This window comes from Pinirhizobacter sp. (assembly GCF_035317885.1).
Classification (GTDB): Bacteria; Pseudomonadota; Gammaproteobacteria; order Xanthomonadales; family Rhodanobacteraceae; genus Pinirhizobacter.
On record NZ_DATHFX010000337.1, the window covers coordinates 1 to 4,037 of the forward strand.

Sequence of the window (4,037 nt, forward strand, 5' to 3'; positions counted from 1 at the left end):
CTGGTGGGCCAGTTCGTGGAACACCTCGCCGGCCAGCTCGTCGTCGTCCCAGTGCAGCATGCTGCTAAGCACCGGATCGTCGAACCATCCAAGGGTGGAATACGCAGGCACGCCGCCCACGCTCACATCGTTCCCCAGGGCGCGCAGCCGATCGGCTTCGCGCGCGGCCTCCGCCTGCGAGAAATACCCGCGGTAGGCGACACACCCGGCGATCGGAAAGCAGTGATTGATGGCCTTGATGGAATAGGCCGGCGTGGCGAACACGTTCCACACCACGTACGGGCGATGAAGATCCACGTATCGGGTATAGCTGCCATTGCGCGGCAATGCCAGCGCATCGGAAGCGAAGCGTCGCGCCTGCAAGGCAAGTTTCAACCGTTTCGCGACGTCCGCATCAGTAGCCGGATCGGCAAGCACGTGATCGATCGGCTGGCGATGCACCAGCAACGATGCCTGCCCCCGTGCAACGTGTGCGTAATAACAGCCTCCGGGCAACAACAGTACGGCCGCCAGCAAACATGAGCGGAGCGTTTGCGCGCCCCGCGTCATGCGCCGCCGTCAGTGGTCGCTGCGGTTGTTGTCGCCGTGCGACCTGTCGTGGTTGCCGCTACCGCTGCCATGGTTGCCGCCCGACGGACGCGATCCCGATGGTCGGCCACCCTGGTTGGAACCACCCGGACGACCCTGCCAGCCACCCTGGCCGTTATTTGGGCGTCCCTGCCAACCGCCAGGCCGCCCATGCCCATCATTGTCCCTGCCACGCCATCCGCCGGAAGGCGGGCGGCGATCGCCGACCGCACCGTCATGGCGATCGCCCGGACGCCCGTTCCAACCACCCGGGCGGCCATGGCCGTCGTGGTCGCGGTCGCGCCAATTGGCGGGACGGCGATAGCGGTGCCCATAGCCGTCGTCGACCCAGATGGTCGAGACGCCAAAGCCGCCACCGTAGTAGTTGTCATAACCGGGATAGTAAGCCGGATAGGCCGGGTAAGGGTTGGAGTACACCGGTGCGGATTCGCCGATATAAGCGCCGCCGCCGGAACGGACGTACGCCGGCTCGTAGTAACACGCCGACAACGCCCCTGCCATCACGGCAAGCGCGGCACAACGCCAAACGGTTTTCATTTCGACCACCCTGTCTGCTCTACGCCCCCAAGCTGCGCTGGCGGCGTTGAATGAGTCCTTAAGTTGGCGTGTGCCGGCTACGGCTGGATGCCTGCCGTTCAGCCCTTGCGCTTGGCCTGGTCACCACGCTCGTGGGCATTGTTGGCGTAAGTGGATTCCGGCGACGGCACGGGCGGCGCTTCGTGAGGGTCGCTTGCCGGCGTGGGACCGGCCGCGCCGCCTTCGCTGGGCCAGGAAGGCCCCTGGCGGACGCGTTCGCGCTTGGCATCGAGCAAGGCCTGGATATTGGCCACCGCTTCCTCTTGCGTGATCAACGGAACGTGCTCGGTCTCTACACCCAGTTCGCTTGGACGCGGCGGTACCGCTGCTGCTGCGGCAGGACGAGGCGCGGCGGGCCTGGCCACTGCTTTGCGCGGTGCGGAAGCCGGTTTCACCGCCGGAGCGGGAGCGCCTTTCTTTGCCTGCACCGCGGCGGGCTTGACGGTAGCTGGCGGCCTGGCCTGCACGGTGGCTGTCTGCTTCACCGGCACTTTCTTCACCAGCGCCTTCTTTGCCGGCGCCTTGGCTACGGGCGCCTTGGTGGCGGCAACCTTGCGGGCAGGCGCCTTGCGCGGCGCGGCTTTCTTCGCTGCCTTGCCAGCAGCGCTCCTGGTAACCGGCAACTTCCTGGCCGATGACTTCTTCGCCGGTGCCTTGCGCGAGGCGGCCTTCTTCACGGCGACCTTGCGGGGCGCAGCCTTGCGAGCGGCTGTCTTCCGGGCGGTTTTCTTCACTACTTTCTTCGCTGCGGCCTTGCGGGCAGCCGGCTTCTTCGCCGCGGATTTCTTCACAACGGCTTTCTTCGCCGTGACTTTCCTTGCCGCCGCTTTCTTCGCCGGCGCCTTGCGCGAGGCGGCCTTCCTGGCGAGTGTCTTCTTTGCGGCGGTCTTCTTTGCGGCGGTCTTCTTTACGGCAGTCTTCTTGCCAGTGGCCTTCTTGCCTGCTTTGCGTGCCGCGGATTTCTTTGCGGTGGACTTGCGGGTGGTTGCCATGCGTTAGCTCCTCGTTCCGGTCGGGTCGCGCGACGCGCCTGGCTCACCGTGTACAGGCTTCGCGCTCTTGCATTCGGGAATAAAAACATCCCGTTCGTGATGTACGCGTACCACATCATCTCGCAAGCGCGTGAGGAAGTCACATGCGCTCCTTATGGATTGAGCAGCGTCTGCACGAAATGGCCGACCAGGCGCGGTTCGACCACAAGGGTGGCGGCCACGCCGTATGCGCCGCCCCAGAGGTGCGCGCTGTGGTTGACGTTGCCCCCGCCGCGACGCTCCATCACCACCGAATACACCACGTAGAGCACCGCATAAACGATGGCAGGCATCGGGATGACGAACATCACGCCGATCATCGACCACGGCCGGAACAGGATGTAGGCGAAAAGGATGGCCGATACCGCGCCGGAGGCGCCAAGGCTGCGGTAATTGGGGTCTTCCCGGTGCTTGAAATAACTGGGCAGGATCGAAGCGATCAAGCCACCCACGTAGAACAGCACGTATCCCAGGATGCCCAGTTGTGCCGTGTAAAACCGCTCCAGGAACCCACCGAAGAAAAACAGGGTGAGCATGTTCACCAGCAGGTGGTTGAAGTCGGCATGCACGATGCCGTAGGTGACCAGGCGCTGGTATTCGCGGCCGCGGGCCACGGCGGGCGGCCAGAAGATCAGGCGGGCCATCAGCCGGCCATCGCGCAAAGCCATGAACGAGACGACGCCGGTAAGCGCGATGATGATCAGGGTGATGGGCATCGAGGCCATGGTGCGGGGGGATCTCCTTGTCGGGCGCGGCATAGTGGCGTCCCGGACCCCACGTTGTCGATACGCGGCGTTGACGCCGGGCCGGTAATGGTCGGCCCATTGGGCCGACTGGGCAGGCGATGGACATCAAAAGCGGTCATCCGTTCTGGCCACTGGAGCATGGCTTGATCGGCACGTTTCCCGCCCTCTCAGGCGACCTGTCGTGCGACGTGGCGGTGATCGGCGCCGGTATCACCGGCACGCTCATCGCGCGCGAACTTGCCGCTTCCGGGCTGGACGTGGTGGTGCTGGACCGGCGCGAGGCCGGCTGGGGCAGCACGTCGGCCAGTACGGCATTGCTGCAATACGAAATCGACACCGAACTGGTGGAACTTCGAACCATGTACGGCCAGCGCTTCGCCGACGAGGCGTATCGGGCGTGCAGCGAGGCCATCGATGATTTCGAAGGCCATGCCCGGGATATCGATGCCGACGTCGGGTTCCGGCGCACGGGAAGCCTTTACTTCGCCTCCTCGGCAAAGGATGCACGTGATTTCCCCGGGGAATTCGCCGCCCGGCGCGAAGCGGGCCTGGCCGTGCAATGGCTGGACGCGGGTGACGTCGTGGAGCGCTTCGGACTTCAGGCCCCGGCGGCGATGTGGACACCGCAGGCGGCGGTCGTGGACCCGTACCGCTTTTGCCGTCACGCCCTGCGTCAACTGGTCGACCGGGGTGCCAGCGTGTACGACCGCACCGACGTGATGGGCTGGCAGGATGCCGGCGGTGGCTGGCTTGACCTCGCTACCCATGCCGGTGCGCATGTCCGCTGCCGGCACCTGGTGATCGCCGCCGGTTATGAATCCCAGTGCTGGCTCAAACACCGCGTGGCGCGCAACCACAGCAGTTACGCGCTGGTGACCGAGCCGGTTGGCCACCTGCCCTTCGCCCTGGAAAGCAACGTGGCCTGGGAATCGGCCCGTCCCTACCTATACCTGCGCAGCACCGATGATGGGCGCGTGCTGGTGGGCGGTGAGGACGACAAGCTGGATATCGCCAGCAAGCGCGACGCGGCGCTGCCGCGCAAGGCCGACCGGTTGCTGGCGAAGTTGTCCCGGCTGGCCGGTGGCCGCAGCTTCGA

General features: G+C 65.4%; 5 protein-coding genes. 1 reads left to right on the plus strand and 4 read right to left on the minus strand.

Annotated features, from left to right (window positions below; all coding sequences use genetic code 11):
- From VK519_RS10960 to VK519_RS10975, 4 genes are all read right to left on the minus strand, one after another.
- On the minus strand, window positions 1-549 hold a 549-nt coding region (locus VK519_RS10960; RefSeq protein WP_324349769.1), incomplete at its 3' end, for an aminopeptidase.
- Between the two features lie 9 nt (window positions 550-558).
- On the minus strand, window positions 559-1,125 hold the full coding sequence (locus VK519_RS10965; RefSeq protein WP_324349770.1) for a hypothetical protein: 567 nt from the start codon (window positions 1,123-1,125) through the stop codon (window positions 559-561).
- A gap of 98 nt (window positions 1,126-1,223) precedes the next feature.
- Window positions 1,224-2,156, minus strand: coding sequence for a histone H1-like repetitive region-containing protein (locus VK519_RS10970; RefSeq protein ID WP_324349771.1), 933 nt, complete (start codon window positions 2,154-2,156; stop codon window positions 1,224-1,226).
- Between the two features lie 152 nt (window positions 2,157-2,308).
- Window positions 2,309-2,911 carry a rhomboid family intramembrane serine protease gene (locus VK519_RS10975; RefSeq protein ID WP_414692737.1) on the minus strand — a complete coding sequence of 201 codons (603 nt, stop codon included), beginning with the start codon at window positions 2,909-2,911 and terminating at the stop codon, window positions 2,309-2,311.
- A gap of 128 nt (window positions 2,912-3,039) precedes the next feature.
- Between VK519_RS10975 and VK519_RS10980 the strand changes: the two genes are divergently transcribed.
- On the plus strand, window positions 3,040-4,037 hold a 998-nt coding region (locus VK519_RS10980), incomplete at its 3' end, for an NAD(P)/FAD-dependent oxidoreductase (RefSeq protein ID WP_324349773.1).

Excerpts from the sequence above, each read along its gene's own strand:
- VK519_RS10965 (WP_324349770.1), bottom strand. The coding sequence starts at position 1,125 with ATGAAAACCGTTTGGCGTTGTGCCGCGCTTGCCGTGATGGCAGGGGCG.
- VK519_RS10970 (WP_324349771.1), bottom strand. The coding sequence starts at position 2,156 with ATGGCAACCACCCGCAAGTCCACCGCAAAGAAATCCGCGGCACGCAAA.
- VK519_RS10975 (WP_414692737.1), bottom strand. The coding sequence starts at position 2,911 with ATGCCCATCACCCTGATCATCATCGCGCTTACCGGCGTCGTCTCGTTC.